Source organism: Paraburkholderia terricola, from assembly GCF_900142195.1.
GTDB lineage: Bacteria > Pseudomonadota > Gammaproteobacteria > Burkholderiales > Burkholderiaceae > Paraburkholderia > Paraburkholderia terricola.
In genome coordinates this window covers 210,284-234,752 of sequence record NZ_FRAB01000003.1, presented here as the reverse complement: position 1 = coordinate 234,752, position 24,469 = coordinate 210,284, and the positions used below count along the sequence as shown (strand labels likewise).

Annotated in this window: 23 protein-coding genes; 17 read left to right on the top strand and 6 right to left on the bottom strand. The window is 67.0% G+C overall.

Going from position 1 to position 24,469, the window contains the following annotated elements:
* The first annotated feature begins 5 nt into the window (after positions 1-5).
* Positions 6-605, top strand: coding sequence for a DUF447 domain-containing protein (locus BUE39_RS04410; RefSeq protein ID WP_073427428.1), 600 nt, complete (start codon positions 6-8; stop codon positions 603-605).
* 16 nt (positions 606-621) lie between these two features.
* Positions 622-1,368 (top strand): (5-formylfuran-3-yl)methyl phosphate synthase, encoded by a 747-nt coding sequence (locus BUE39_RS04405; protein WP_073427427.1) that lies wholly within the window; start codon positions 622-624, stop codon positions 1,366-1,368.
* A gap of 72 nt (positions 1,369-1,440) precedes the next feature.
* Here the strand turns inward: BUE39_RS04405 and BUE39_RS04400 are convergent, their stop codons facing one another.
* The 3 genes from BUE39_RS04400 to BUE39_RS04390 all read right to left on the bottom strand — a co-directional run bounded on the left by BUE39_RS04400 (position 1,441) and on the right by BUE39_RS04390 (position 4,606).
* Complete coding sequence (locus tag BUE39_RS04400; protein ID WP_073427426.1) at positions 1,441-2,031, bottom strand: amino acid kinase family protein; 591 nt, start codon at positions 2,029-2,031, stop codon at positions 1,441-1,443.
* A 263-nt stretch (positions 2,032-2,294) separates the two neighbouring features.
* Positions 2,295-3,545: a hydantoinase/oxoprolinase family protein gene (locus BUE39_RS04395; protein WP_090518688.1), complete on the bottom strand. Its 1,251-nt coding sequence runs from the start codon at positions 3,543-3,545 to the stop codon at positions 2,295-2,297.
* Entirely contained in the window at positions 3,542-4,606 is a 1,065-nt protein-coding gene (locus BUE39_RS04390) for an ATP-grasp domain-containing protein (RefSeq protein WP_073427425.1), read from the bottom strand. The genes BUE39_RS04395 and BUE39_RS04390 overlap by 4 nt, the downstream gene beginning before the upstream one ends.
* 15 nt (positions 4,607-4,621) lie before the next feature.
* Here BUE39_RS04390 and BUE39_RS04385 point away from each other — a divergent pair, with 15 nt between their 5' ends.
* From BUE39_RS04385 to BUE39_RS04325, 12 genes are all read left to right on the top strand, one after another.
* Positions 4,622-5,422, top strand: a complete 801-nt coding sequence (locus BUE39_RS04385; protein ID WP_073427424.1) for a HisA/HisF-related TIM barrel protein — start codon at positions 4,622-4,624, stop codon at positions 5,420-5,422.
* Positions 5,423-5,727: 305 nt separating this feature from the next.
* Positions 5,728-7,122, top strand: coding sequence for a molybdopterin-binding domain-containing protein (locus BUE39_RS04380; protein ID WP_073427423.1), 1,395 nt, complete (start codon positions 5,728-5,730; stop codon positions 7,120-7,122).
* Entirely contained in the window at positions 7,119-8,819 is a 1,701-nt protein-coding gene (locus BUE39_RS04375; RefSeq protein WP_073427422.1) for a formylmethanofuran dehydrogenase subunit A, read from the top strand. Before BUE39_RS04380 ends, BUE39_RS04375 begins: the two co-directional genes overlap by 4 nt.
* 64 nt (positions 8,820-8,883) lie before the next feature.
* The gene (gene fhcD / locus BUE39_RS04370) at positions 8,884-9,843 is read left to right on the top strand and encodes a formylmethanofuran--tetrahydromethanopterin N-formyltransferase (protein ID WP_073427421.1); all 960 of its coding nucleotides are present in this window, start codon (positions 8,884-8,886) and stop codon (positions 9,841-9,843) included.
* Complete coding sequence (locus BUE39_RS04365; RefSeq protein WP_073427420.1) at positions 9,840-10,730, top strand: formylmethanofuran dehydrogenase subunit C; 891 nt, start codon at positions 9,840-9,842, stop codon at positions 10,728-10,730. Before fhcD ends, BUE39_RS04365 begins: the two co-directional genes overlap by 4 nt.
* A gap of 69 nt (positions 10,731-10,799) precedes the next feature.
* A complete protein-coding gene (locus BUE39_RS04360) occupies positions 10,800-11,381 on the top strand; it encodes a cytochrome b (protein WP_073427419.1) in 582 nt (193 codons plus the stop codon).
* 143 nt (positions 11,382-11,524) lie between these two features.
* Positions 11,525-12,667, top strand: a complete 1,143-nt coding sequence (locus tag BUE39_RS35325; protein ID WP_235004801.1) for an alpha/beta fold hydrolase — start codon at positions 11,525-11,527, stop codon at positions 12,665-12,667.
* Positions 12,664-13,593 carry a pyrroloquinoline quinone biosynthesis protein PqqB gene (pqqB, locus tag BUE39_RS04345; RefSeq protein WP_073427418.1) on the top strand — a complete coding sequence of 310 codons (930 nt, stop codon included), beginning with the start codon at positions 12,664-12,666 and terminating at the stop codon, positions 13,591-13,593. Before BUE39_RS35325 ends, pqqB begins: the two co-directional genes overlap by 4 nt.
* A 33-nt stretch (positions 13,594-13,626) precedes the next feature.
* Positions 13,627-14,367, top strand: a complete 741-nt coding sequence (pqqC, locus tag BUE39_RS04340; RefSeq protein ID WP_073427417.1) for a pyrroloquinoline-quinone synthase PqqC — start codon at positions 13,627-13,629, stop codon at positions 14,365-14,367.
* Positions 14,364-14,654, top strand: coding sequence for a pyrroloquinoline quinone biosynthesis peptide chaperone PqqD (gene pqqD, locus BUE39_RS04335; RefSeq protein ID WP_073427416.1), 291 nt, complete (start codon positions 14,364-14,366; stop codon positions 14,652-14,654). Before pqqC ends, pqqD begins: the two co-directional genes overlap by 4 nt.
* A 4-nt stretch (positions 14,655-14,658) precedes the next feature.
* Complete coding sequence (gene pqqE / locus BUE39_RS04330) at positions 14,659-15,882, top strand: pyrroloquinoline quinone biosynthesis protein PqqE (RefSeq protein ID WP_073427415.1); 1,224 nt, start codon at positions 14,659-14,661, stop codon at positions 15,880-15,882.
* A complete protein-coding gene (locus BUE39_RS04325; protein ID WP_073427414.1) occupies positions 15,879-16,550 on the top strand; it encodes a response regulator in 672 nt (223 codons plus the stop codon). The genes pqqE and BUE39_RS04325 overlap by 4 nt, the downstream gene beginning before the upstream one ends.
* Here the strand turns inward: BUE39_RS04325 and BUE39_RS04320 are convergent.
* Positions 16,511-17,548 (bottom strand): histidine kinase, encoded by a 1,038-nt coding sequence (locus BUE39_RS04320; RefSeq protein WP_073427413.1) that lies wholly within the window; start codon positions 17,546-17,548, stop codon positions 16,511-16,513. The two genes, BUE39_RS04325 and BUE39_RS04320, sit on opposite strands and share 40 nt — an antisense overlap.
* Before the next feature lie 215 nt (positions 17,549-17,763).
* Between BUE39_RS04320 and BUE39_RS04315 the strand changes: the two genes are divergently transcribed.
* Positions 17,764-20,100 carry a TonB-dependent receptor gene (locus tag BUE39_RS04315; protein WP_073427412.1) on the top strand — a complete coding sequence of 779 codons (2,337 nt, stop codon included), beginning with the start codon at positions 17,764-17,766 and terminating at the stop codon, positions 20,098-20,100.
* Positions 20,101-20,150: 50 nt separating this feature from the next.
* On the opposite strand, the gene BUE39_RS04310 is transcribed toward BUE39_RS04315, so the two are convergent.
* On the bottom strand, positions 20,151-21,302 hold the full coding sequence (locus BUE39_RS04310; RefSeq protein WP_073427411.1) for a YVTN family beta-propeller repeat protein: 1,152 nt from the start codon (positions 21,300-21,302) through the stop codon (positions 20,151-20,153).
* 365 nt (positions 21,303-21,667) lie between these two features.
* Here BUE39_RS04310 and BUE39_RS04305 point away from each other — a divergent pair, with 365 nt between their 5' ends.
* Positions 21,668-22,432 carry an HAD family hydrolase gene (locus BUE39_RS04305; RefSeq protein WP_073427410.1) on the top strand — a complete coding sequence of 255 codons (765 nt, stop codon included), beginning with the start codon at positions 21,668-21,670 and terminating at the stop codon, positions 22,430-22,432.
* Between the two features lie 126 nt (positions 22,433-22,558).
* The gene (gene gph / locus BUE39_RS04300; RefSeq protein ID WP_073427409.1) at positions 22,559-23,296 is read left to right on the top strand and encodes a phosphoglycolate phosphatase; all 738 of its coding nucleotides are present in this window, start codon (positions 22,559-22,561) and stop codon (positions 23,294-23,296) included.
* 64 nt (positions 23,297-23,360) lie between these two features.
* On the opposite strand, the gene BUE39_RS04295 is transcribed toward gph, so the two are convergent.
* Positions 23,361-24,464: an ABC transporter ATP-binding protein gene (locus tag BUE39_RS04295; protein WP_073427483.1), complete on the bottom strand. Its 1,104-nt coding sequence runs from the start codon at positions 24,462-24,464 to the stop codon at positions 23,361-23,363.
* Between the last annotated feature and the right edge of the window lie 5 nt (positions 24,465-24,469).

The window sequence follows — 24,469 nt, the reverse complement described above, 5'->3', positions numbered from 1 at the left end:
CCATCATGATCCACGAAACGATCGTCACCACGGCAGCGTGCGATGGCCGTCCTCACATAGCGCCGATGGGGGCGCGTTACGAGGGCGAGTTCGTCATTCTTTCCCCGTTTCGCCCGTCGGCCACACTCGACAACATCGTCGCGTCGCGCGCGGCGGTTCTGAATTTCACCACCGACGTCCGCGTTTTCGCCGGCTGCGTCACGCACTGCGCGACCGATTGGCCCACTGTCGCCGCCACTCGCGTCGCGAGCATCCGGCTGGCGGAGTCGCTCGCGCATGCCGAACTCGAACTCGATGAACTGCGCGACGACAACCAGCGCCCGGTGCTGCGCATGAAGTGCGTGCACCGCGAGAATCACGCGCCGTTCGCCGGTTTCAACCGCGCTCAGGCGGCGGTGATCGAAGGCGCGGTGCTGGTGAGCCGGCTCTTCATGCTGCCGGCCGACAAGGTCGACCGCGAAATGGCCTACCTGCAGATCGCCATCGACAAAACCGCGGGCGATGCCGAGCGCACCGCCTGGGGCTGGCTCACCTCCGCGATCGCGCGACACCGCGCGAGCCTCGATTCCGCCGGCGGTTCGTCCGCCGAACTCGTGTCCCACTAGTCTTTCGGAGAACCCGATGACCGCATTGCTCGCGAGCGTCCGCTCGCACGAGGAGGCGTTCGACGCTGCCCAGGCCGGCGCCGAGCTGATCGACCTGAAGGAGCCGAACGCGGGCGCGCTCGGCGGCCTGTCGATCGGCGACATCACGAATATCGCGCGTCATCTACGCGCCCGTTACCCGGTCAAGCCGATCAGCGCGACGATCGGCGACGTGCCGGCCGAAGCGCTCGACGAGATCGCCGCGCGCGTCATCGAGGTCAGCGAGGCGGGCGTCGATTATGTGAAAGTGGGCGTGGCGCGAGGACCGGCCGCGCGGCGTTGCCTCGAACACCTCGCGAATCTGCCGGCGACCGTCGTGCCGGTGCTGCTGTGCGACGGCGGCATGGACGGCGAACTGGTCGCCTACGCGGCCACGCTCGGATTCGTGGGCGTGATGTTCGACACCGAGGGCAAGGACGGCAACACGCTGTTCGATCACGTGGACAGCGAATCGCTGGGGCAATGGCTGCGGCTGATCCGCGAGCAAGGCGCGATGAGCGGCATCGCCGGTTCGCTCGGCTGGGCGCAGCTCGCGCAGATCAGGGCGCTGGCGCCGGATTTCGCGGGCTTTCGCACGGCCTTGTGCGTGGATGGGCGCCGCTCGCGGCTCGATCCGCAACGGGTCGCCGACCTGGCCGGCGCGCTGCACAGTGCAAGCGGTGATAGGGGTCTTGCGGGCGCGACTTCGGGCTCGGGCGTTTCTTCGGACGCGGCCCGTTTGTAGGATTCTTCTCCCGGCGCATGGTGCGGCGCTCGTGCCGCCCATGCTGCTCATCCACGGATGTCAGCTTGCCGACTACGTTACCGGCATATTCAGCAGCCGGTCGCGCATCAACGCCACGTTGTCCTTGTTGAGCAATTCCACCACGTAATTCGCGTCGTTCACATAATCGACGAAACGGCGGTCCACCACGCCCGTTGCCGCCAGCGTTTCAAGCCGTTCGTCCTCGAAGATCGGACATGACTTCACCACGATCAGCCGCTCGGCGTTGAGCATCGTCGAGAGCCAGGCGGCGAGGCTGTCGGAGGTCGTGTCCCAGTTGCTCATCGCGTCGGGCGTGTCGCGCATCAGAGCGGTCGGCACCCATACGGCGACATGGCCGTCGCGCAACGCGCGGCGAATCTTGGCCTCGCTCGACGCAAGCACGAGTTCGGGCCGCACGCCTTGCATCATGATCGCGTACTGCGTCATCGCGAGCAGACACATGTTGTGCGCGACGAGATCGTCGAAACGCCACTCGCTCTGATATTGCCGCACCTTGTCGGCGAAATCGCCGCCGCCCGGCACGATCACGACGCGCCCGCCCCCCACCTCGCATAGCTCGTCGAGCCAGTTGCGCAGCGTCGGCTCGTGACTCAGGCTGCCCCCGATCTTGACCACCCACATGACCGTTGTCCTCGTTTCCGATTAACTGCGTTGGTGTGTTCGCTGCATGTTCGTTGCGGGTGCATTCACCTGCTGATTGGCTCGCGCGTTCGAGCACTGTCTGACCAAAGCTCGCGTCGTGCCGTTCCGTGTGCCGTCCGACGCGCGGCTCATCGCGCTTCGGCTCATGCCGCCCGCGATACCGCGCCCTACCTGTCACACCCCAAAAGCTCACGCCGCGCCGTTCCGCGTGCCGTCCATCGCGCGGCTCATTACGCTTCGGCTCATGCCGCCCGCGATACCGCGCCCTCGCCGTCGCGGCCCGCATGCCGGTCGTGCGCGGCCGCGAGCAGCGCCACCGCCACGCTCGGCGCGCAAGTCGCGGCCCACTCCGAGCATGCGTCGGGCACGCCCGCCAGCGCGCCGAAATCGACATAGCCGCGCGCCTCCTCACGCGCCAGCGCCGCCACGAGGAAGCGTCCGCAGCCCGCGCCCACCAGCGGCGCGGCGGCCAGCTCGGGATGCGCCGCCGTCACGCGCGCGAGGTTCACGCCGATCTCGCGCAATTGCAGTTCGCGCCAGCGCAGCGCGAACCGGCGCCATTCGGCGGGCTCCGTTTCGTAGGCGTCGCGGCCGATCATCCGCGCGATCCGCGCACGGCTCGCGGCTTCCGTCTTCGGTCCCTGGTCGGCGCTCGGATAGAGGTCGTAGTGCGGCTCCAGTTCGCCGGTCAGCCGATAGACATCCGCGCTCGTCGCGAACCATTCGTTCATCACGTTGACGGCCGCGCCCGCGAATTCGATGCGGTGCGCGATCCCGCACAACGGCGTGCGCACGACACCCTGGTAGACCAGTTCGCCGGTCGCGAGCCGCCCGGCATCGGTCGCGGCGCGCGCGACGACGCGCCCGCCAGCGATCGGAATGATGTCGGTGGTCGTGCTGCCGATGTCGATGAGCACCGCGTCGGCTGCGCGCGTGGCGACCCAGTGCGCGGTGGCGAGCCAGTTCGCGGAGGCAACGTCACGCCAGTTGGCGGCGCAGTCTTGCGGCGCGAGCCAGCCGGTTTCGCCTGCATAAAAACGCAACTGTGCGCCCGCTTGTGAGCCTGCTTGTGGGCCTGCCTGTGCGCCTGCCTGTGCGCCTGCTCGTGCATCTGATCGCGAGCCCAACCGCGCGTGCGTTTGCGACTGCAACGGCGCATGCGAGCGCGTCGCGAGCCGCTGCGCGAGCGTGCCGGCAATCGCCCGCACGCCTGCGGCGCGATCGGGGAACAGGTCGACCATTTCGCCCGTCATCGTCACGGCGTGCCGCGCGGCGGCCGTGTTCGCGGCCGGCCAGCGCTCGAACACGAGGTCGATCGTCCGCTCCAGATGTTCGAGTCCCTGCCACAGCGGACACGCCCATTGCGCGACGTCGAGCACCGCGCCGCCGGCATCGGCCATCGACACCTTCACGTGCGCGCCGCCCACATCCCAGCCGAAAATCGCGCCATCGACGCCCGCGTGGCTCGCATGCGCTGCCTGCGCCGCGCTCACGGCCGCGCTCCACAGGCCGTCTCGGAGCCGTGCGGGCGCGCCGCCGCGCTTCTGTCGATGCGCGCCCCATGCGCCGCCAGCAACGCGCGCGCGAGATTGCCGCCGAGCGACGCGGACAGCCCCGCATACGCGACGGTCAACCGCGGATTGACCTCGATCACCACCGGGCCGCGCTCGGGATGCCACACCACGTCGATGCCGGCAAAGCCGCGCAAGCCGGGCAGCGCCGCATACACGCGCTGCGCTAGGTCGCCGAGCACACGGCCCTGGTCGCCGAGACGATCGATCTGGTTCACCATCACGCCGTCGAATTCGACGATCCGCGGTTGCGGTCCGCTTGCATCGCCTCCGCTCAAACCGATCTGCTGCCGGTTGATGCTGATGAGCTCGGCACGGTCCTCGTGACAGATCAGCGAGAGACTGAGCGGCTCGCCGTCGACCCATTCCTGAAGCACCGGATTGCGTCCGGCGGCGGCACGCGCATCGTATTCCGCGCAGGCATCGGCGAAACGGTAGAACACGAACGTGTCGAGACCGCCCGCGCCGTCGTCCGGTTTCACGACCCAGCGGCCGGCGGACGGATGACGCTCCGAACGCGCATCGGCCTGCCCCGGTTCGAGCGCGGGCGTCGTCGCGATGCCATGCGCCGCGAGACACGCGGCGGTCACGCTCTTGCTCGATGCCGCGCGAATCGCTTCCTTCGCGCAACCGAGCCAGCGCGCCGTGCCGACCGCATCGTAAAGATGCAGCAGCAAGCCGTCGCATTCGGGCGCGATGATCCACGCGTAATCGTGTTCGCGCGCCACCCTTGCGACGAAGGCCGTCATCGATTCACCCGGCGCGGCCCTACAATGGGCCAGCGCCGGGTCGACGGTTTCGAAGCGCGAACTGGCGAACGTCACCTGCACGCCGTCGAGTTCGCGCAGATCCGCGACCAGCGCGTCGCGCATCACCCGCCCCTCGACGATCAACGCGCTCAGATCGGCGAGACTGCCCGCGCCGGCCAGCGCCGGGTCGATGCCGCCGCCAGTGAGATACTCATAGACAAAGATCTTGGTCAAAGGAGCACGCCCCCAATGCAGGTGATACCGGTTCTCGATCTGCTCGACGGCCACGTGGTGCGCGCGGTGCGCGGCGAGCGGACCGCTTATCTGCCGATCCAGTCGCCGCTTGCCGCCACCAGCGAGCCGCTTCACATCGCCCGTGCGCTCATTGCCGCAAGCGGCGCGCGCACGCTCTATATCGCCGACCTCGGCGCCATCCTTCAACGCGGCGCCCACGTCGCGACGCTCGCCATGCTGCGTGCCGCCCTCCCCGGCATCGACATCTGGCTCGATGCGGGCTATGCCGACTTTGCGTCGATGCGCGCGCTATTCGACAGCATCGAGCGCCTCAATCACATTCAGCACATCGAGCAGAGCGGCCCGGCCCACTCGCACACCGGCGAGCGCAACGCCCCCAACGACCGCACGACTCACGATCTCGCGCCCCTCGTGCCCGTGTTCGGCACCGAGTCGCTGCGCGACCTTCACGCGCTGCAAGCGGCCGAGGCTGCCGGCCTCTCGCCCATTCTTTCGCTCGATCATCGCGCCGGCCAGTTGCTTGCCGACCCTGCGTTCGAACCCACATCGTCATGGTGGCCCGGCCGGGTGATCGCCATGACGCTCGACCAGGTCGGCAGCTACGACGGTCCCGACTTGCGCAGCGTCGAGCGCATCCGCTCGAATGCGCCCGCGGGCACCGCCGTGATCGGCGCGGGCGGCATTCGCGATCGAGCCGATCTGAGCGCGGCGGCGCGGACTGGCGCCACCGCATGGCTGGTGGCGTCCGCACTGCATGATCGCCAGATCGGCCTCCCGCTCTTCGAATCCACGTAGCAGGCTATACAAAATCCATGCCAATCGCGGGACAACGCACGGCGGTAAACAAACAGAAAGAAACAGAAAGCAATGCGGCCGCGTGTGACACTCTGCTCCAGATCGGCACACAACCTGTGCGGCGCACCGAGGTTTCGGCGCTGTCGATGCCACAGCGGCCAACGCACGCAAGCCGCATGCAATGCGAGTGCCACGACCGTCCGATCCTTTTAAGCACACGGCCACATTAGCGGTGCGCGATTCGGTCCGCGCGAGCGTCGTTGCACTATCGCGGCCATCGGCATGGAGCTTGCTAAAACGAAGCCATGCACCTTCCACCGACCGATCCGTCGAATACGAGCCCCTCGGGCGCGGCCAACGTGCCCGCCTTGTCGACCACGCGCGACTGGACCTGTCCGTTCTGCCCGCTGCTGTGCGACGACCTGGTCGTCAATGCGCACGACGACGCCACGCTCAGCGTGCCCGACACCGATTGCCCGCGGCTCGCCGACGCGCTCACGTGCTACGGCGCGAGCGACGCGCAGTGCGCGAGCAGCATCGACGGACAGGACGCCAATCTCGACGACGCGCTCACTCATGCGGCGCGGATGCTGTCGAACGCGCGCCGTCCGCTGTTCGGCGCGCTCGCCACCGACGTCGCCGGCGCACGCGCGTTGTACACGCTCGCGGCCGGTTGCGGCGCGATCCTCGATCATTTGCACGGCGACGCGATGAGCGCCGCGACACTCGCGCTGCAGGACCGCGGCTCGTTCTTCACGACGCTCTCCGAAGTGCGCAGCCGCGCCGACCTGCTGGTGTTTTTCGGCTGCCAGCCGTCGCGGCGCTATCCGCGCTTTTACGCGCGCACGCTGGAGGGCACCGAAGGCGCGCGCGACCTGGTGTTCGTCGGTTGCGAGCCGGACCCTGCCGCGAGCGCGTTCGCGCAAGCGCGCGTCGAAGCGATCCTGCCGGACGCCGATCCGTATCACACGCTCGCGCAATGGTCCGCGTTGAGCGTGGGACGCGAGCCCGGCGCGTTGCCCGATAACGGAACGGGCACGTCGGAGACGCTGGCGACGCTAGCCGCGCTGCAAGCGCGCATTGCCGCCGCGCGCTATACGGTGTTCGTTTATGAGCCCGCCGCGCTGCCCGGTCCGCACGCGGCGCTGTTGATCGAAGCATTGAACCGCATCGTCAAGACGACGAACCTCACGGCTCGCGCGGGCTGTCTCGCGCTCGGCGGCGACGACGGCGCACTCACGGTCAACCAGACGGTGACATGGCTCTCGGGCCTGCCGCTGCGCACCCATGTCTCGAAGCCCGGGCGGCTCGCCGGCACCGCGCCGCTCGATCATGATCCGTATCGCTACCGCACCAGCAGGCTGCTCGCCGAGGGTGAAGTCGACGCGCTGTTGTGGGTCGCGAGTTTCGGGCCGCATGCGTGGCCGGCCTCGCTCGATCCGGCCGTGCCCGCGGTGGTGCTCGGTCATCCCGCTCTCGCCGAAGCGGCCAGGTCGCGCGGCGCCGCGACGGTTTTCATCCCGGTTGCGACGCCCGGCATCGACAGCGGCGGTCATCTGTTCCGGGTCGACAGTTCGGTCGTGATGCCGCTCGCCGCCGCGCGCGGCGCCGCGCTGCCCTCGGTCGAGGCGATCGCCACGCAACTGGCCGCGCGGCTTCATGCGCCCGATGCGCGCCCCGCCGTTCAGGAGCAGCCATGAGCCTCGTCCGGCTGAAAGGCGGCACGATCTACGATCCCACCAACGGCGTGAACGGCGAGCGCCGCGATCTGACGATTCGCGACGGCCGCATCGTCGACGTTGCGGCGAACACGCCGGTCGATCACGAATACGACGCCACCGGCATGATCGTGATGGCGGGCGGCATCGACATGCATTCGCACATCGGCGGCGGCAAGACGAATCTGTCGCGCCTGCTGCTGCCCGAGGATCACCGCGCCGATCCCGTGCGCGATGCGGCCTACGAATCGGTGCAGGACGGCGCGGGGCGCTACTTGCGTCTGCCGTCTTGCGGCGTCTGCGCGCCGGGCACGCTCGCGACCGGCTACCGCTACGCGGAGATGGGCTACACGGCCGCGTTCGAGCCGGCGATGATGCCGTCCAACGCGCGCCATACGCACCTCGAAATGGGCGACACGCCGATCATCGATCACGGCGCCTATGTGATGCTCGGCAACGACGAACTGTTCCTGCAGATGCTCGCCGCGCGCAACGACTTCGAGCGGCTGCGCGATTACGTCGGCTGGACGATTCACGCGAGCAAGGCGCTCGGCGTGAAGGTGGTCAATCCCGGCGGCATCTCCGCGTTCAAGTTCAACCAGCGTTCGCTCAACGTGGACGAGCAGCACAAGCACTACGGCATCACGCCGCGCGAGGTGCTGCATACGCTGTCGCGCGCGTTGACCGAACTGCGCGTGCCGCATCCGCTGCATGTGCACGCGAGCAATCTCGGCGTGCCCGGCAACATCGATTCGACCATCGCGACGATGGACGCCGCCGACGGCCTGCCGATCCATCTCACGCATATCCAGTTTCACAGCTACGGCGTCGAAGGTCCGCAGAAGTTTTCGTCGGGCGCGCGCCATATCGCCGAAGCGGTGAACGCGCGGCCGAACGTGTCGATCGACGTGGGCCAGATCATCTTCGGGCAAACCGTCACCGCCTCGGGTGACACGATGATGCAGTTCCGCAACGCGCCGATGGCGCGGCCGCACAAGTGGGTGGTGGGCGACATCGAATGCGACGCGGGCTGCGGCGTGGTGCCGTTCCGCTATCGCGAGCAAAGCTTCGTGAATGCGCTGCAATGGATCATCGGACTCGAAATCTTTTTGCTGGTCGACGATCCCTGGCGTGTCTCGATGACCACCGATCATCCGAACGGCGGCCCGTTCACCAGCTATCCGCATCTGATCCGCCTGCTGATGGACAAATCGTTTCGCGACGAGCAGATCGCGAAGCTGCATCCCGAAGCGCAAGTGGCGAGCGCGCTGCCGCATTTGAAACGCGAATTCTCGCTGTACGAGATCGCCATCATCACGCGCGCCGGGCCCGCGCGCCTGCTCGGCCTGCGCGACCGCGGCCATCTGGGCGAGGGTGCCGCGGCCGACATCGCCGTGTATCGCGACGAGCCGGATCGCGAGCGGATGTTCACCTCGCCCGCGTATGTGTTCAAGGACGGCGAACTGGTCGCGCGCGACGGCACGCTCGTCGCCACGCCCACGGGCGGCATCCATTTCGTGTCGCCCGATTTCGACCGCGGCATCGAAAAAACGCTGCGCGCCTATAGCGACGCCAATCTCGCGAACAACTTCGCGCATGCGGCGATCAGCGACGACGAGATCTGCAATTGCTGCCGCGGCGGCAGGCTGCTGCCGGTCGAATGTTTCTCCAATAATTGATGAACGCGGCCGACAAGCACGGTTGACCAGAACGGTTGATTCACGCCAACACGAACCCCAGACGATGAGCGACCCGGCACCTCTTCAGATCAACGGCACCACGATCGACGCAACCTTCGCGGAAGCCTTTCCGATGAAGGCGACCCGGCTCGTCATCACCGCGCACACGCCGACGTGGGCGCTCAACGCCGCCAACGCGATGACGGGCTTCGCGACCTCGGTGATCGGCTGCGGTTGCGAGGCCGGCATCGAGCGCGAACTCGCGCCGGGCGACACGCCGGATGGGCGGCCCGGGGTCGCGGTCCTGCTGTTCGCGGTGTCGTCGAAGGAATTGGCCAAGCAGATCGAACGGCGCGTGGGCCAATGCGTGCTTACCTGCCCGACCACCGCGATCTATGGCGGCATCGATCCGGCGACGAGCCGCGCGCCGCTCTCCGACGTCGCCTCGCTCGGCCGTGGCTTGCGCTTTTTCGGCGACGGCTGGCAAATCTCGAAGGTGCTCGCCGGCACGCGTTACTGGCGCGTGCCGGTGATGGACGGCGAGTTCGTCTGCGAAGAAACCACGGCGACGGTGAAGGCCGTCGGCGGCGGCAATCTGCTGCTGCTCGCGCGCGACATCGACGCCGCGCTGGCCGCCTCCGAAGCCGCGGTCGCGGCAATGCGCAAGCTGCCGAACGTGATCATGCCGTTTCCTGGCGGCGTCGTCCGCTCGGGATCGAAGGTCGGTTCGAAGTACAAGGGCGCGACCGCGTCGAGCAACGACGCGTTCTGCCCGACGCTGGTCGGCCTCTCGCCGCGCAGCGAACTGGGCGCGGAAGTCGGCTGCGTGCTGGAGATCGTGATCGACGGCCTCACCGACGCGGACGTCGGCCTTGCGATGACGGCGGGCATCGTGGCGGCCACCGCGCGCGGACGCGCGGCGGGCATGCTGCGGATTTCGGCGGGCAACTACGGCGGCAAGCTGGGGCCGTACCACTTCCATTTGCACGAACTGGCCGCCGGCCTCGACGGGAGCCGCGCATGAGCACGACGACCACCTTGCGCGTGAAAGCGCCGCCCGGTTTCCGCGTGGATGCGGGCGCGCTGTTGCCCGCGCCGCTCGCCGAACTGAGCTTGAACGAAATCGAGCGCATCGTGCTGCCCGCGGGCAACGAGCGCTGCGCGGTGGGCGACGTGTTCGAGGTGTCGCGTAGCGAAACAGCGGCGGCGCGTGCGGCGGCGGATGCGCCTCATACACCTCACACGCCTCACGCGCCTCACATCGAGCACGCCGACGCGACGCTCGTGATCGACGGCGCCGAGCCGTGGCTCGACCGCGTGGGCGCGCATATGACGGCGGGCCACCTCGTCGTCCACGGTTCGACGGGCGACTATAGCGGCTTGCACATGGCGGGCGGCGTGCTGCGCATCGACGGCGATGCGGGACACTTCACCGCCTGTGAAATGCGCGGCGGACGCCTGAGCGTGGCCGGCAATAGCGGCGACTTCGCCGCCGGCGCGCTCACCGGCGACATGGAAGGCATGACCGGCGGCACGCTGACGATTCACGGCGACGCGGGCGCGCGGCTCGCCGATCGCATGCGCCGCGGCCTCGTGCTCGTCGGCGGCGATGCGGGCGAATTCGCCGCGTCGCGGCTCGTCGCGGGCACCGTCTGCGTGGCGGGGGAACTCGGCCCGCATTATGCGTACGGTATGAGGCGCGGCACGCTGCTGCTCGCGCAGCGGCCCGTGCAATTGCCGCCGACCTTCACCGAGGGCGGCCGCGGTTTCGACGTATTCTGGGCGCTGCTGGTGCGCAGTCTCGCGCGCGAAATCACGCCCTTCTCGCAGTGGCGCACGATGAAGCTGCCGGCGCGCTACGCCGGCGATCTCGCGGTCGACGGACGGGGCGAAATCCTGATCGCCGGGTAACACCCGAGTGGTGCGCACGCGAGGCTGTATTAGTGTGTTCGATGGACACATCAAACGAAAGGAGACGGAGTGACGACGGTGCATTCGCCTCACGCCACGAAGCCACGCGCCGACGCCAAAGCCGGCGCGCGCGAGCCGCGCTATGCCGGCTCGCTGATCGTGCTGCACTGGGTGATCGCGTTCGGCATCATCGGTCTGCTTGCGCTCGGGCTGTACATGGTCGGGTTGCCGAAGGGGCTGCCTCTCAAGGCGTCGTTGATCACCTTCCACAAGTCACTCGGACTGACGGTTTTCCTGCTGGTGCTTCTCCGTATCATGGTGCGCGCGGTCGTTGGTCGGCCGCCGCTACCGCCGATGCGACCGTGGCAACGCGCCGCCGCGCGCACTACGCAGGGTCTTTTATACGTGGCAATGGTCGTGATGCCGCTCTCCGGCTATCTCGGCTCGTCGTTCAACACGTATGGCACGCGTTTTTGGGGCATCCTGCTGCCGAAGTGGGGCTGGGACGACAAGGAACTGCGCTCGCTGTTCTTCGGCATTCACGAAGCGGCAGCGTATGTGCTGATCGCGCTGATCGTGCTGCATGTGGCGGGGGCGATCAAGCATCAGTTGATCGACCGCGACAACCTGCTGGCGAGGATGCTGCCATGACTAGGCGGGCTGCGCGGGGTGGTTCGTCGCATGGGCCGCAGGTGCTTGAGACGCTTCAGGCGCTTCAGGCGCTTCAGGCGCTTCAGGCGCTTCAGGCGCTTCAAGCGACGAACGCGCTTAATGCGCCTACCGCATCGCTGCGCATGATGCGCGGCGCGCTGCCGACGCGTGACGGGCATCGCGTGGCGTATGCGGTGGCGGGCGCTCCCGATGGCGTGCCGGTCGTCGTGTTGCATGGCGGACCGGGCAGCGGCAGCCAGCCGGGCGCGCTGCAATTGTTCGATTTGACGCGTTTCAGAGTCGTGCTGGTCGATCAGCGCGGCACCGGCGCATCGACGCCGCATGGCAGCGTGCGCCATAACCGCACCGCTCATCTGATCGACGATCTCGAAGCGGTGCGCGAGCGGCTCGGCGTCGAGCGCTGGGGCGTGTTCGGCGGATCGTGGGGCGCGGCGCTCGCGCTCGCGTATGCGGGAACGCATCCGCGGTCGGTGACGGGCGTGGTGATGCGCGGGCTGTTTCTCACTTCGGCGCGTGAAGTGCGCGGGCTGTTCGTGTCGTCGCGTGGGCGCGCGCCTCGGGCATGGACGCGGTTGCGGGATGCGGCGCGCGGTGATGAGCGCGGCATGGGCGGCTGCGGCGATGTTAGCGGACACAGCCGCGATGGCGAATACAGCGGCATTGCGAGACACAGCGACGTTGGCGAACACAGCCGCATTGGCAACCACAGCAGCCTTAGCAAGCACCGCAGCGCTAACGAACCCCACACCTTCAGCAACCTCGCCAACCGCCCCGCCGCGCTACTCGCGCGCTGTCACATAACGCTCCACCGCGGAGGTGCCAACGAAGCCCAGCAACATGCCCTCGCGTTGGCATGGCGCGGCTATGAAGACGCGGTGCTCGCAAGCGCCTCGACGCGCCGCGCGCGTTCCACCACCGCACGCGTCTCACGCCGAAACACCCGCAAGCTGATCGGCAAATACCGCATTCAGGCGCACTATCTGATGCATCGCTGCTGGCTCGGCGAAACGCGTCTGCTGTCGCTCGCGCGCCGCGCCGCCGCAGCGGGCGTGCCGCTTGCCGCGCTGCACGGCTCACGCGATCCGGTGTGTCCGCGCGGCAACTTGCGGCGTCTCGCGCGAGCCGTGCCCACGGCGCGCGTCGAATGCGTGCGCGCCGGTCATCTGGCGAGCGATCCCGCGCTGCGCGACAGCGTCATGCGCGCGCTCACCGCCATGTTCATTCCACCCGCTCACGAGGGGCGCGGCATGCGCCACGCGGCATGAAAATCAAGGTACTCGGTTCATCGGCGGGCGGCGGTTTTCCGCAATGGAACTGCAATTGCCGTAATTGCGACGGCGTGCGGCGCGGCACGCTGAAGGCGACGCGCCGCACGCAGTCATCGATCGCGGTCAGCGCGAACGGCGAGGACTGGCTGCTCGTCAACGCGTCGCCCGATCTGCTCGCGCAGATCGCCGCCAACCCGGAGTTGCAGCCGGCCCGCCGCGCGCGCGACAGCGGCATCGCCGCGGTGCTCGTGATCGACGCGCAGATCGACCACGTCACCGGCCTGCTGATGCTGCGCGAACGCGACGCGCCGCTGCCGCTCTATGCCACCGACGCCGTATGGCAAGACCTGTGCACCGGTTTTCCGGTCGGGCCGATCCTCTCGCACTATTGCGGCGTCGAGCACCATCGCATCGCGCTCGACGGCGCGCCGCTCGCGGTGGATGCGCTGCGCGACGTGCGGATCGACGCGCTGCCGCTGTCCAGCAAGGCGCCGCCCTACTCGCCGCATCGCAATGCGCCGGAACGCGGCGACAACATCGGACTGGTGTTTACCAATCTTCAGTCGGGCAAGCGCGTGTTCTACGCGCCGGGACTCGGCGCGATCGAGCCGCACGTGCTCGCCGCGATGCGCGACGCGGATCTGCTGCTGGTCGACGGCACGCTATGGACGGGCGACGAGATGATCCGCCTCGGCTTGTCGAAGAAAACCTCCGCCGATATGGGCCATCTGCAGCAGTCCGGCGAAGGTGGCATGATCGAAGTGCTCGACTCGCTCGACGCCGGCGAGGCACGCGGCGCGCGCAAGGTGCTGATCCACATCAACAACACGAACCCGATCCTCGTCGACGATGGTCCCGAGCGCCGCATCCTGAGCGAACATGGGATCGAAGTGGCGTACGACGGCATGACGTTCGACCTGTGAAGCGCAGGCACGAGCACGAACCACGGAGAAGGCATGAACGCGAACGACACCTTCGGCACGGCGCCGTCCAGCGCGACAGACGCGAACCAACCGGCGTGGACCCGCGAGGAATTCGAGGCGCGGTTGCGCGCCAAAGGCACGGCCTATCACATCCATCATCCGTTCAATGTGAAGATGAATAGCGGCGGCTGCTCGCGCGAACAGATTCGCGGCTGGGTCGCGAACCGCTTCTACTATCAGATCAATATTCCGCTGAAGGATGCGGCGGTGCTGTCGAACTGCCCCGATCGCGACACGCGCCGCCGCTGGGTGCAGCGCATTCTCGATCACGACGGTTATGGCGACCAGGAAGGCGGCATCGAAACGTGGGCGCGCCTGGCCGACGCGGTCGGTCTCTCGCGCGACGATCTGTGGTCGCAGAAAATGGTGACACCCGGCGTGCGCTTCGCCGTCGATGCTTATGTGAATTTCGCGCGCCGCGCGCCGTGGCAGGAAGCGGTGTGTTCGTCGCTCACCGAGATGTTCGCGCCGCAGATTCACCGCGACCGGCTCGCGGGTTGGCCCGAACACTATCCGTGGATCGAGTCCGCCGGCCTCGCCTATTTCCGCTCGCGCATCACGCTCGCGCAGCGCGACGTGCTGCACGGACTCGAAGTCACGCTGAATCATTTCACGCGGCGCGAGCAGCAGGACCGCGCGCTGGATATCCTGCAGTTCAAGCTCGACATTCTGTGGACGATGCTGGATTCGATCGAAAAGGCTTTCCCCCAATGAACGACGCGCCAGGCGCCGGCGGCGCCATGCCAACCGCCGATCGACCGACGATCAACAAGCTGTTTCGCCTGCAATGGGAACCGGCGCAGAACGCTCATGTGCTGCTCTATCCCGAGGGCATGGTGAAGCTCAATCAGAGCGCGGCGGAAATCCTCAAGCGCTGCGACGGCACGCGCGACGTCGACGCGCTCATCGCCGATCTGGAACAGGCGTTCAACACCAGCGGGCTCGGTCCCGAAGTGCGCGCCTTCATCGCCGACGCGCGGGCACGCGGCTGGCTGGGATAGCGTCATGACCGATCTCTCGCAACCCGTTACCGATGCCGAGGCGCATGCCGCCGGAGGCGGCGTCGCGCCGCCGCTGTGGCTGCTCGCGGAACTCACGTACCGTTGTCCGCTGCATTGCGCGTTCTGCTACAACCCGGTCGACTATACGGACCACAGCCGCGAACTGAGCACCGAGCAATGGCTCGGCGTGCTGCGCGAGGCGCGCGCGCTCGGCGCCGCGCAACTCGGTTTTTCGGGCGGCGAACCGCTCATGCGCGACGATCTCGAAGTGCTGGTGGAAGAAGCGCGCAAGCTCGGCTTCTATACGAACCTGATCACCTCCGGCATCGGTCTCACCGACAAACGGCTCGGCGACCTGAAGGCGGCCGGGCTCGATCACATCCAGTTATCGTTCCAGGATTCGACGCAGGAACTGAACGATTTCCTGAGCAGCACGCGCACCTTCGATCTGAAACAGCGCGTGGCCACGTCGATCAAACGGCATGGCTTTCCGATGGTGCTCAACTGCGTGCTGCATCGCTACAACCTGCCGCACGTCGATAAGATCATCGACATGGCACTCGCGATGGGCGCCGAATATCTGGAGCTCGCGAACACGCAGTATTACGGCTGGGCGCATACGAACCAGGCGCAGCTCATGCCGACGCGCGAGCAACTGGAAGAAGCCGAAGCCGTGGTCGAGCGTTACCGCCGCACGCACGGCGAGCGCTGCAAGATCTTCTTCGTCGTGCCGGACTATTTCGAGCGTCGGCCCAAGCGCTGCATGAACGGCTGGGGCGCGGTGTTTCTCGGCGTCGCGCCGGACGGCGCGGCGCTGCCGTGCCACGCCGCGCGCGGCCTGCCCGGCCTCTTGCTGCCGAACGTGAAGGACACGCCGCTGCGCGAGATCTGGTACGAGAGCGATGCGTTCACGCGCTTTCGCGGCCTCGACTGGATGAAAGAGCCCTGCCGCAGTTGCGACGAGAAGGAACACGATCTGGGCGGCTGCCGCTGCCAGGCCTACCTGCTCACCGGCGACGCGGCCAATGCCGATCCCGTCTGCGACAAGTCGCCGTTTCACGAAGCCGTGGTGAAGGTGGTGCGGCGCGCGGCGACGCCCGCAGCACATGAAGCGCCCGAGCCACGCGAGCAGCCCATCCTGTTTCGCAACGACGCGAACTCGCGCAAGCTCGCGGCCGCCGCCTTCGTTGCACCTGATGAGCAAGGCGGTCCCGGAGGCCGCGCATGACAGCCGGCGGCATCTCCGTTCTGCTCGTCGACGATCACGCGGTGGTGCGCGAAGGTTATCGCCGCCTGCTCGAATTGAATGCCGACGTGCACGTGTGCGGAGAAGCGGCGGATGCGGCGCAGGCCTATCAGCGCTTTTGCGCGCTGCGGCCCGACGTGGTGGTGATGGACGTGTCATTGCCGGGCGCGAGCGGCGTCGAGGCAATGCGACGGATGCTCGCCCGCGTGCCCGATGCCCGCGTGCTGATTTTCAGCGTGCACGAAGAAGCGATTTTCGTGCGCCGCGCGCTGGACGCCGGCGCGCTCGGCTACGTGACCAAGGCGAGCGCGCCCGACGTGCTGGTGGAAGCGGTGCGCACGGTCGCGCGGCGCGCGGGCTATCTGAGCCCCGACATCTCGCAGGCGCTCGCGCTGCGCACCGCGTTCAGCGAAGGGCCGCCGGGGCGGCAATTGTCCGCGCGTGAATTCGAGGTGCTGCGCTTGCTGGTGCAGGGTTATACGCTGCCGAGCATCGCCGAGAAACTGGGCTTGAGCCAGAAGACCGTCGCCAACCATCAATCGGTGATCCGGCAAAAATTCGGCGCCGACAACGGCGTGCAGCTCGCGCAAATGGCGAGCCGGCTCGGGCTTCAGTTCACCGGCTCGGGCTCGTCGGCCAGCCCGGCTTGAGCCGGCACGCGCGCGCAGAACAGAAAGCCGCCGTCGGGCTTGCTCGCCACGTGAAATTCGCCGCCTAGCGCCTCGACGCGCTCGCGCATGCCGATCAGCCCGAGTCCGCCGCGCGGCTTCGCGAGGTCGGCGCCGGGGCCGTCGTCGGCCATCGTCACGACGATCTCGTCGATCACCTCATCCTCCTGTCCGGGCCGCCTCTCGCGTGGCGCGCGCACCATGAACACCTCCACGCGCGAGCCGCGGGCGAACTTCGAAACATTGGTGAGCCCTTCCTGCACGAGCCGATAGAGCGTGATGGTCAGCGCGTCGCTCAAACCCGTGAAATCCCCTTCGATCGTCAACGAGAACGAGGCCTCCGGCAAACGCTCGCGCCAGCCGTCGACGCAATGTTCGAGCGCGCTCGGCAAGCCGAATTCGTCGAGGCCGATGGGCCGCAGACGCCGGATCATTCCGCCGATCTGGCGGTACACGTGGCTCGCGCTCTGAATCAAACCGAGCGACACGCGATGAATCTCCGGCTCGCGCGCCGCGGACAGATCGCGGATGCGCGCCGCGTCGAGCGCGATGGCGTTCAGGTACTGGCCGAGTTCGTCGTGCAGTTCGCGTGCGAGATGACGGCGCTCGAACTCCTGCGCCTGCAGGGCCTGGTTGGCGAGACGACGGTTCTCCGCGAGCAGGCGCTCGGCCTGTTCCTCGAGCACGCGGCGGCGGTTCAGTTCGCCACGCGCCTCGCGATAGCGGCGCCAGGCGAACCACGCAAGGCCGACCGAGAGCACGCAGAGCGTGCCCGGCAATTCGTCGAGCTGAAAGCGTTCCACGCCGCGCGTCCAGCGATAGGCGCGTTCGCTGACATCCAGCAGCGCGCCGCATGCGGCCGCCGCGACCGTCACGACGAACACCCATGCAAGGTCGCGCGCCACTGTCGAATGCGGCGAAGCGCGGCGCGTGGGATGCGTGCGATGCGTGGAATCGGAATTCGAGGGATCGTTTGACATCACGTTTGCATTTTACGCAGCCCGCTTGCGCGCGGAGGATTCCGGCGACGCATTTGGGAACGCTTCCCCGCCAGATCGGGAAAAGCTCCCGGGCCCGCGTTGCCCCGGTATGCGAAGCTTTTCTCCACACCATGAGAAAGCGCTACGTGCCCGACGCATCGCCCGCATGAGCGACGCCAATCACGATAGCGCATCGACCCGGCAGGAGACAAATCATGAACATGCCGTTCCATTCGCGCCGCACGGTCCGCTTGCGACGACGCATCGGCCTGACCCTGGGTTTCGGCGGCGCGCTCGCCGGTCTGAGCGTCACCGCGTGGGCGCAGGCGGAGCCTGCCGTGGCGGCCTCCGCCGCCGCGGCCAAGCCGGACCAGGCGAGCGCCGACGTCACGCTCGCGCCTGTGGTCGTGGTGGGCACCACGCCGCTTCTCGGCATCGGCACGCCGCTCTCGCAGGTGCCCGCCAACGTGCAGACGGTCCGCGCGCAGGAGCTCGACCAGCAGCATCGCAGCACGCTCACCGATTACTTCGCGAAGAATCTGCCGAGCGTCGATATCGCGGACGCGCAAGGCAATCCGTATCAGGTGAACATCAACTATCGTGGCTTCACCGCGTCGCCGCTGCTCGGCACGCCGCAGGGTCTCTCTGTGTTCGTCGACGGCGTGCGCGTGAACGAGCCGTTCGGCGACGTGGTGAACTGGGACCTGATTCCGCAGCAGGCGATCGATACGATTCAACTGATTCCCGGCTCGAATCCCACCTATGGATTCAATACGCTCGGCGGCGCCATTTCGATCAGCACGAAGAACGGCAAGACCAGCCCCGGCGGCGAGGCCGAAGTGGCGTTGGGCTCATGGGGCCGCAAGACCGCGCAGATCGAACAGGGCGGCACCCTCGGCGCCAACCTGGACTACTACGTGACGGGCAGCGTGGCGAACGACAACGGCTGGGCCGAACAGAACGCGAGCCGCGTGCGCCAGGCGTTCGGCAAGCTGCGCTACACCGACGCCGACACGACCCTGTCGTTCTCCGCCGGCGGCGCGGACAACGATCTGCACGGCGCGCAAACCATTCCGCGCTCCTTTCTCGGCAACCCGAAGCAGCCTTATACCTACCCCGACCAGAACGTGAACGAGGTCGGCTACGTGACGCTTTCGGGCGATCATTACTTCAACGATCACGTGGAGTTGAGCGGCAACCTCTATTACCGGCACTTCCGCAACAGCAACCTTAGCAGCAACGTGAATAGCGGCTTCGGCTCGGTGGATGACGACGGCAATATCGACACCGTGCAGGCGACCAACGACAAATCATCGGTCACGACGGAAAGCTATGGCGCGAGCCTGCAACTCACGCTGCTCGGCAAGCTGGGCGGCATGGAAAACCAGTTCGTCGCGGGCGTCTCGGCCGATCTTGCCAACTCGCGCTACGTCGCCGCGTCGCAAGAGGCCGCCTTCACCGATTCACGCGCGACGCTCGGCCTCGGCGATTTCACGCAGGAAACCGCGGCGAAAACCCACAACGGCAACTATGGGATCTATCTGCAAGATACGTTGTCGCTGACCAGGCAGTGGTCGCTGACGCTCGCCGGCCGCTATAACTGGGCCGACGCCACCATCGGCGATTCGAGCGGCACGCAGCCGCAACTGAACGGCCACCATACGTTTTCGCGCTTCAATCCGGCCGTGGGCATCAACTGGAATCCGAGCTCCGCGTTCACCGCGTATGCGACCTACAACGAAGGCATGCGCTCGCCCACCGCCATCGAACTGGCCTGCGCCGATCCGGCCGCGCCCTGCTCGCTGCCGAACGACTTCGTGTCGGACCCGTCGCTCGAACCGGTGATCTCCAGGACCTTCGAGATCGGCGCGCGAGGGCGCGTGGGCCAGGCGACGACCTGGAGCGCCGCCGTCTACAGCACCACGCTCGACAACGATATCCAGTTCATCAGCAGCAACGGCGCGTCGAGTACCGAGGGATTTTTTCAGAACGTGGGCCGCACGCGCCGGCAAGGGGCCGAGCTTTCGGGGCACAGCAAGTTCGGGCCGCTCGCCGTTACCGCGAGCTACAGCTACGTCGATGCGACCTACCGGTCGACGTGGACCGAACACAGCCCGAGCAATTCCAGCGCGGACGCGAACGGCAACATCACGGTCAAGTCCGGCAATCACATTCCGGGCATTCCCGCGAACACGATCAAGCTGCAACTCGACTACGCGGCCACGTCCAAATGGAACGTCGGCGCGAACCTGACCTGGCGCGGCGGCATCTATGCGCAGGGCGACGAGAACAATCAGGATGTGAACGGCAAGATCGCGGGCTACCTGCTGATCGATTTGGACACGTCTTACCAGGTGACCAAACAGTTGCAGGTTTTCGCGAGCATCACGAACCTGCTCGACAAGCGCTATGCGAGCTTCGGCACGCTCGGCGAAAATTTCTTCAACGGACCGAACCATACGTTCGACGGCGCGAGCGCGGTCAACGAGCAGTTCGTCGGGCCGGGCGCGCCGCGCGGCGTGTGGATGGGTTTGCGGTATGCGTGGAAATAGCGCTGAGAAATGAGCGTCCGCCGGACGCTCATTGCAGGATTAGCGCTCGCTCATTTCGATTCGATCGAGCCGTCGCCATGCGGATAGGTGACGATACCCCATGCCAGAGGCAACTCGCCGATCTGCTTGATCGGCTGGTAGCTCTGCGCATCGAGCACATAGACCGAATCCGAACGGCCGCACGCCAGCAGCAGTTTCGCGCCGTCGGGCGTGAAGCTGAAATGCCAGCAGCGCTGGCCGACCGGCACGTCGGCCACATGCTCGTAGCTGTGCCCGTCGAAAACCTGCAAGGTCTTGTCGCGCGACGCGGCGACGAAGAGCCGCTTGCCCTCGGGGCCGAACGCCACGCCGTAAGGCCCAAGCTTCGTATCGACCGTCTTGATCACCTTCAGCGTGCGCGCATCGATCACCACCAGCTTGCTCAGCGATTCCAGCGTGACCACGTAGTCCTTGCCGTCAGGCGACAAACGGATGCCGCGCGGACGCCCGCCCGCGGCGAGCTTCACGGTCTTGATCGGCGCGCCGGTGCGGGCGTGGTACACCGATACCGTATCGTCGCCTTCGTTGGTGACGAGTATCGTCTTGCCGTCGCGCGAAAACTCGATGCCCTCGGTTTCGTGGCCGCTCGTCACCGAGCGCACCATGCGCCATGTCTTCATATCGATGATCGCGATTTGCGCGGGCGGCTTGTTGGCGTCGTCGTCGTCGTCGGCGGCGGGCTTGCCTGACGGCTTTTCGCCTGGCGTGCCGGCCGATTTGTCGGCGGGCTTTTCGGCGGGCTTTTCACCCGCCTTGTCGGCCGGCTTCCCGCCTGCCGGCGGGCCGCCCTCTTCGCCCGGCTCATAGGTCACGTACGCATAGCCGTTGTGCACGCGGACGAACTCGGGATTTTTGCCGATCTTCACGCGCCGCACCACCTCGCCCGAGGCCGTGTCGATCACCGCCAGATCGCCGGTGTTCTTGTTGGCCACCAGAAGCCGTGTGCCGTCCGCGTTCAGGCTCAGCCCGCGCGGGCCGTCCGCGCCTACCGGAAAGGTTCGGGTCAGCGTCATCTGGTCCAGATCGATCACGCCGACGCCCGCCTTCTCGCTCGTCACATAGGCGAGCGGCGCGGCATGCGCGATGCTCGCGGCCGCGAGCGCGGCGATGAGAACGAGCGAACGGCGTCGTGGCGTTGTGATGGCAAACCGTGTCTCCAGCATTGTTGTGCTCCGTGGTGAAAGCGCTGCGCCGCGAAAGCCCGCGTCATCCAGGCAAAGTAGCCCATTGTGGGATCGTTTGACAACGGACAAGGGCGGGAGAATTTCCCGAATTGACGCGACGCGGGCGGCGACCCCGCGAAAAGCGCCGCGCGCGTCCACCCAAAGCATGAGTTATCGGAGTTCAAAGAATCTCTGAATTCAAATCGGCATTCGGCTCCGCTATCGTGGTGCGTGTTTCAACGGACTGACGCAGCGGCGCGCTCGGCATGGCACACCGCTGCGCCGGCCCTCGCCCCTCGCTTTCTTCCTCGCGTGATCGGCCGGGCAGTGTCATCGCTGCGCGGTCGCCGGACAAGGACTGAACCATGCAAGCGCTCATCTTCGACGTGGACGGCACGCTCGCCGATACCGAAACCGTTCATCTGCAGGCATTCAATGCGGCGTTCGCGGAGGTGGGTCTCGGCTGGTACTGGGACAAGGCGCTCTATACGCGGCTTCTGCGCGTGGCGGGCGGCAAGGAGCGCCTGATGCACTACTGGCGCGTCGCCGACCTGGAGGAAGCCGACGGCGCCAGGGTGAGGGAAGTGATCGACGCCGTGCACGCGATCAAGACGCGCCATTACGCCGAGCGGGTACGCGACGGCGCGGTGCCGCTGCGGCCGGGCATTGCGCGCCTGATCGACGAGGCCGGCACGGCCGGCATCCCGCTGGCGATCGCGACGACCACCACGTCGGCCAACCTGGACGCGCTGCTGCGCGCGCCCCTGGGAACGGACTGGCGCGCGCGCTTTGCCGCGATTGGCGACGCCGGCACCACGCGGGTGAAGAAGCCCTCGCCCGATGTCTATTTCGACGTGCTGCGGCGCCTTGGTCTGAAGGGCGCGGACTGTATCGCGTTCGAGGACTCCGTCAACGGCCTCACCGCCGCGCGCGCCGCGGGCGTCCCCACCGTGGTGACGCCGAGCGAATACACGTCGCATGAATGCTTCGACGGGGCGCTGACCGTGCTGCCTCATCTGGGCGACCCGCATGCGCCGATTCCGCATCTCGCGCCGGATGAAACGCCGGGCTGGGTCGACCTCGCCACGTTGCGACGCTGGCATCGTCACGCCGTGTCCGAGGCGGCGTGAGATGAGTCCGAGACCTCCGCTGCCGTACATGCCGCTCGGCATGCCAGCGAGCCGCGACGTTTCTTTCCTTGCGCCGACCGCTGCTCAGGCATCGAACACGCTCCATTCACCGCGAGGCGCATAGCGATGACGAACCTGCAACGCAAGGCCGTGCTGGTCGATCTGGACGGCACGATGATCGACACCGCGCCGGACATCGTCGAGGCCGTCAGCCGCATGCTCGGCGAACTCGGCACCGCGCCGTTGCCGTTCGCGACGGTCGTCGGGTTTATCGGCAAGGGCGTGCCCAACCTGGTTCGGCGTTCGCTCGAAGCGGCCGCGTTGGATCAGCGAGTCGCCATCGAGCGGGCGCTTGCGGTATTCCATCGGCACTACGCCGACACCAACGGACGGCACGGCGACGTTTTCCCCGGCGTGGCAGCCGGGCTCCGCGCATTGCGGCAACGCGGCTACCGGCTCGCGTGCGTCACCAACAAGCCGGAAGCGCTCGCTGCGCCGCTGCTGGAGATGACCGGCCTCGCCGGCTATCTGGATGCGCTCGTCGCGGGCGACTCGATCGCGCAGATGAAGCCCGCACCCGAACCGCTGTGGCACGCCTGCCGGCTGCTCGGCGTCGAGCCCGAAGGCGGCGTGCTGATCGGCGATTCGCCTGTCGATGTCGCGGCCGCGCGGGCGGCGGCTCTGCCGGTGTTCATCGTGCGCTACGGATATGCGGGTGCGCAGGGTGTCGGGGCGCTCGCATGCGATGGCTTGATCGATTCGCTGGAAGAAGCGCCCGCGCTGCTTGCCGGCCGAAGCGTGGAGGCAAAGACGGACGCGATCGCATCGCCGTTGCCGTTGCCGGACTCGGCCAACGCGACGTAGCCCGCTAGCCAGCGTTAAAGAAGCGCTTTCCGGCGTGACGCGCGCGAGCAACCGCAAGTCATCGCTAGCGGATACGCTTGCCCGAAGCCTGGTCGAAGAAATAAACCCGCTCGCGGTTCGCGCGCAAGCCGACCTCGGTGCCGATTTCGCCGGCAAACATGTTCGACACCTTCACGACGACCTGTTGCTCGCCCACGTTGACCGTGACGAGCGAATGGTCGCCGATCAACTCGACCGAATAGATGCGGCCACGGAACTCGCCCTCGCCCGCGGCGACGAGCGCGCAGTCTTCCGCGCGCACGCCGAGCACCGCCTCCCCCTGATGGTTCACGTCCGCCGCGATGGCGAGCCCTTCCGACTCGAAGCGGTTGTTCGCCAGCGTGCCGCGCAAGAAGTTCATCGGCGGCGAGCCGATGAAACCCGCCACGAACAGATTGGCCGGGTCCGAATAGATCCGCGCCGGGGCGTCCAGTTGTTGCAGCACGCCCTTGTCGATCAGCGCGACACGGTGTGCCAGCGTCATCGCCTCGATCTGGTCATGCGTGACGTAGATCGTGGTGACGCCGAGTTCGTGCTGCATGTGCTTCAGTTCGGCGCGCATATGGCCGCGCAGTTTCGCATCGAGATTCGACAACGGTTCGTCCATCAGAAACGCCGCCGGGCGGCGCACAATGGCGCGCGCGAGCGCCACGCGCTGGCGCTGCCCGCCCGAGAGCTGGCGCGGATAGCGGTCGAGCTGCGGTTCGAGATGCACGCTCGCCGCGACTTCGCGCACGGCCGCGTCGATCTCGGCCTTCGCGCGCTTTCGCACGATCAGCGGATACGCGATGTTCTCGAACACCGTCTTATGCGGATACAGCGCGTAGGACTGAAACACCATCGCGACGTCGCGATCTCGCGGCAATTGCTGCGACACGTCGTTCTCGCCGACGTAAATGCTCCCCTCGCTCGCCGATTCGAGTCCCGCGACGATGCGCAGCGCCGTCGTCTTGCCGCAGCCGGACTCGCCGAGCAAGACCAGAAACTCGCCGGCGCGCACGTCGAGCGACAAGTCGTGCAGCACGCGCGTGTCGCCGAAAAACTTGCTGACGTTGCGCAGCGAGACGCTTTTCGAATGCTGCCCCGCCGGGTTCGCGTGTTGTGGCGAGCGTGACGCCTGCGTCTGCATATCGT

What these genes read in the sequence shown, in the direction of transcription:
- BUE39_RS04295 (WP_073427483.1), bottom strand. Translation starts at nt 24,464, where the DNA reads ATGCAGACGCAGGCGTCACGCTCGCCACAACACGCGAACCCGGCGGGG.
- BUE39_RS04325 (WP_073427414.1), top strand. Translation starts at nt 15,879, where the DNA reads ATGACAGCCGGCGGCATCTCCGTTCTGCTCGTCGACGATCACGCGGTG.
- pqqE (WP_073427415.1), top strand. Translation starts at nt 14,659, where the DNA reads ATGACCGATCTCTCGCAACCCGTTACCGATGCCGAGGCGCATGCCGCC.
- gph (WP_073427409.1), top strand. Translation starts at nt 22,559, where the DNA reads ATGACGAACCTGCAACGCAAGGCCGTGCTGGTCGATCTGGACGGCACG.
- BUE39_RS04405 (WP_073427427.1), top strand. Translation starts at nt 622, where the DNA reads ATGACCGCATTGCTCGCGAGCGTCCGCTCGCACGAGGAGGCGTTCGAC.
- BUE39_RS04305 (WP_073427410.1), top strand. Translation starts at nt 21,668, where the DNA reads ATGCAAGCGCTCATCTTCGACGTGGACGGCACGCTCGCCGATACCGAA.
- BUE39_RS04385 (WP_073427424.1), top strand. Translation starts at nt 4,622, where the DNA reads ATGCAGGTGATACCGGTTCTCGATCTGCTCGACGGCCACGTGGTGCGC.
- BUE39_RS04315 (WP_073427412.1), top strand. Translation starts at nt 17,764, where the DNA reads ATGAACATGCCGTTCCATTCGCGCCGCACGGTCCGCTTGCGACGACGC.
- pqqB (WP_073427418.1), top strand. Translation starts at nt 12,664, where the DNA reads ATGAAAATCAAGGTACTCGGTTCATCGGCGGGCGGCGGTTTTCCGCAA.
- BUE39_RS35325 (WP_235004801.1), top strand. Translation starts at nt 11,525, where the DNA reads ATGATGCGCGGCGCGCTGCCGACGCGTGACGGGCATCGCGTGGCGTAT.
- BUE39_RS04410 (WP_073427428.1), top strand. Translation starts at nt 6, where the DNA reads ATGATCCACGAAACGATCGTCACCACGGCAGCGTGCGATGGCCGTCCT.
- pqqD (WP_073427416.1), top strand. Translation starts at nt 14,364, where the DNA reads ATGAACGACGCGCCAGGCGCCGGCGGCGCCATGCCAACCGCCGATCGA.
- fhcD (WP_073427421.1), top strand. Translation starts at nt 8,884, where the DNA reads ATGAGCGACCCGGCACCTCTTCAGATCAACGGCACCACGATCGACGCA.
- BUE39_RS04380 (WP_073427423.1), top strand. Translation starts at nt 5,728, where the DNA reads ATGCACCTTCCACCGACCGATCCGTCGAATACGAGCCCCTCGGGCGCG.
- BUE39_RS04400 (WP_073427426.1), bottom strand. Translation starts at nt 2,031, where the DNA reads ATGTGGGTGGTCAAGATCGGGGGCAGCCTGAGTCACGAGCCGACGCTG.
- pqqC (WP_073427417.1), top strand. Translation starts at nt 13,627, where the DNA reads ATGAACGCGAACGACACCTTCGGCACGGCGCCGTCCAGCGCGACAGAC.
- BUE39_RS04310 (WP_073427411.1), bottom strand. Translation starts at nt 21,302, where the DNA reads ATGCTGGAGACACGGTTTGCCATCACAACGCCACGACGCCGTTCGCTC.
- BUE39_RS04375 (WP_073427422.1), top strand. Translation starts at nt 7,119, where the DNA reads ATGAGCCTCGTCCGGCTGAAAGGCGGCACGATCTACGATCCCACCAAC.
- BUE39_RS04320 (WP_073427413.1), bottom strand. Translation starts at nt 17,548, where the DNA reads ATGTCAAACGATCCCTCGAATTCCGATTCCACGCATCGCACGCATCCC.
- BUE39_RS04365 (WP_073427420.1), top strand. Translation starts at nt 9,840, where the DNA reads ATGAGCACGACGACCACCTTGCGCGTGAAAGCGCCGCCCGGTTTCCGC.